Source organism: Mitsuaria sp. TWR114 (assembly GCF_007997345.1).
Genome location: NZ_VOSR01000396.1, coordinates 1 through 2,167 on the forward strand (window position 1 = coordinate 1; position 2,167 = coordinate 2,167).

The window sequence follows — 2,167 nt, forward strand, 5'->3', positions numbered from 1 at the left end:
AGGCGTAGAGGATCTCGCTGAAGCCGTGGGCGCCGGGGTTGGCGATGCCGGCCTTGCCGTCGCCCGACAGCACCGCGATCGCGGTGCCCGCCAGCACGACGATGGGCGTGACGAGGATGGCGACGGCGCTCATCTTCATCTCGAAGGGCTCGATCTTCTTGCCCAGGTACTCGGGCGTGCGGCCGATCATCAGGCCGGCGATGAAGACGGCGAGGATCGCGAAGATCAGCATGCCGTACAGGCCGGTGCCCACGCCGCCGAAGACGACCTCGCCCAGCAGGCGGTTCAGGAAGTAGCTGCGGCCGCTGGCCTGGTTGGGCGCGAGCACCGCATGCTCGATCTGGTAGCTGCGCGCCACCGAGCCCAGCACGCGGTCGATCGGCGTGCCTTCCTGCGTGCCGCTGACGAAGTAGATGCCGCGCAGCTGCGGCTGCGCCTCGTAGGGGGAGGGCGCGAAGACGCCCTCGGCATACTCGGCCAGCAGCGCGCGCAGGCTCGCGAACTGGGCCGGGAAGCCGTAGATGCGGGCGCGGCGCTGCGGGTCGCGCTCGGCCTGCAGGCGATCGATCAGGCCGTCCTGCAGGCGCTGCTCGAGGGCGTCGAACTCGGCGCCGAAGCCCGCCAGCGGCGAAGCGCTGGCGCGCGGGAAGGTGAAGCCCCAGGGCGCGGCGCGCTGGTCCTTGTCCACCGTGGCGAAGTAGTCCATGAAGCCGGACAGCAGGTCGGCCTTGGTGACCAGCAGATAGACCGGGAAGCGGATGTCCAGGTCCTTCTGCAGCTCCTGCACGCGGGCGCGCACGGTGGCGGCGTGCTGGGCGCGCTCGGCCGGGCTGCGCGACAGCAGGTCGGTCACCGAGACCGTCACCAGCGCGCCGTTGATCGGCTGGCGCGGGCGCGAGCGCCGCAGCATCTGCAGGAAGCCGCTCCAGGTCGCCTTGTCGTTGGTCGGGTCGCTGTCCTGCGTGGTGAAGCGGCCGGCGGTGTCGATCAGCACCGCGCGGTCGGTGAACCACCAGTCGCAATGGCGCGTGCCGCCGACGCCGCGGATCGCGTGGTCGCCCATCTGGTCGGCCAGCGGGAAGTTCAGCCCGCTGTGGCGCAGCGCGGTCGTCTTGCCGGACCCCGGCGCGCCGATGATCAGGTACCAGGGCAGCTCATAGAGATAACGTCCGCCGAAGCGCGAGCGCAGCTTCGCGCCGAAGCCGGCCGAGCCCTCGGCGCCGAAGCGCGAGCGCTGCAGCAGCTGCAGCGCCTGGCGGAAGCGCTCCCGCACGGCCAGCATGTCGGCGCTCTCGCGCTCGGTCGTGTCGGCGGCCGGTTGCTGGAGCAACTGGTTGACGACGGCCGTGTTGCCGCGCTTGGCGCGCCAGCGGCTCCAGGCGATGCACAGCGCCACCACCAGCACCAGCACGCCGATGGTGATCCAGCGCGAGCGCGCGGTGTCCAGCGGACGCGCCTCGCCGACGGCGATCAGCGGGCCGACGATCCAGATCAGCAGCGCGACCGCCAGCACCAGCACCGCCAGCAGCACCCAGCGGTTGAAGATCCATCCCAGGACGCGTTTCATCGCGAAGCTCCGCGCGCCGGCGCGTCGGGCGCGCGGCCATTGATCATCAGACTGACCTCGACGCGCCGGTTCAGCGCGCGGTTGGTCGGGGTGTCGTTCGGCGCCACCGGCTCGGCTCGGCGCGGCCCTCGGCGCGGATGCGCTCGGGGGCGACGCGGCGCGCGATCAGCAGTCGCGCACGGTGTTGGCGCGCTCCTCGGACAGGTGCCAGTTGGACGGGAAACGGGCGGTGCGGATCGGCGTGTTGTCGCTGTGGCCGGTCACCAGCACCGTGCCCTGGACCTGCGTCAGCGCGTCGGCGATGCGGCCCATCAGCGCTTCGCGCTCCGGAACGATGGTCGCGCTGGCCGGCGCGAACAGACCGTCGCCGCGGATCGTGACCACGCTGCGGTCGACCTCGTCGCGCACCGCGACCAGCCCGGCCTTGATGTCGGACTGCAGGAACTGCGCCAGGCGCGGCTTGGCCGGCGGCGGCGGCGCGACCACCGGCGGCGAGAGCCGCAGCGACTGGATCTGGCCGAACACCGGATCGGAGCGATCCGCCAGCGAGAGCGTCAGCGTCAGGTACACGCCCACCAGCAGCAGCGCCGTCAGCGCCGC

Annotated in this window: 2 protein-coding genes; both read right to left on the reverse strand. The window is 71.9% G+C overall.

What is annotated here, in order from left to right:
- Positions 1-1,567: type VI secretion system membrane subunit TssM (gene tssM / locus FUT87_RS14935; RefSeq protein ID WP_147241523.1), on the reverse strand; the 1,567-nt coding region annotated here is incomplete at its 3' end.
- A 165-nt stretch (positions 1,568-1,732) separates the two neighbouring features.
- A partial coding sequence (locus tag FUT87_RS14940) for an OmpA family protein (protein ID WP_147241524.1) occupies positions 1,733-2,167 on the reverse strand: 435 nt, incomplete at its 5' end.